Below are 340 nucleotides of genomic sequence, written 5' to 3'. Positions count from 1 at the left end.
AAAATTAAGAGAGCCCGAACTTCAAGTCAAAATCCATTTCTCATCAGGTTCTGATTTCATTTGGAAAAAATTAAGCCTAGAAGCCTCCAAAGCACACCTACTTTCGTTGGCTGACGATAAAGAGACCATTGCTGAAAAAATTCAAAAGAAAGACTTTACCTCTGAAGAGGAGTTTTTTGAGAAAAATCAACTCCAGTTTATCCCTGTGGAGATGAGAGAAGGAGGAGATGAGACCCTATTAGCGAGGGAAAATAAAATTCCTACATTACTCCAAGAGGCAGATCTCAAAGGAATCCTGCACAATCACTCTACCTACAGCGACGGCAAGCACAGCCTTCGC

General features: G+C 41.2%; 1 protein-coding gene. It reads left to right on the top strand.

The features are described from left to right. On the top strand, positions 1-340 hold a 340-nt coding region (locus ACNKXV_RS13690; protein ID WP_417908281.1), incomplete at both ends, for a hypothetical protein.

The sequence above is a fragment of the Christiangramia aquimixticola genome (genome assembly GCF_048285835.1).
Taxonomy (GTDB): domain Bacteria; phylum Bacteroidota; class Bacteroidia; order Flavobacteriales; family Flavobacteriaceae; genus Christiangramia; species Christiangramia aquimixticola.
This window is presented reverse-complemented; position numbering and strand designations above follow the sequence as displayed.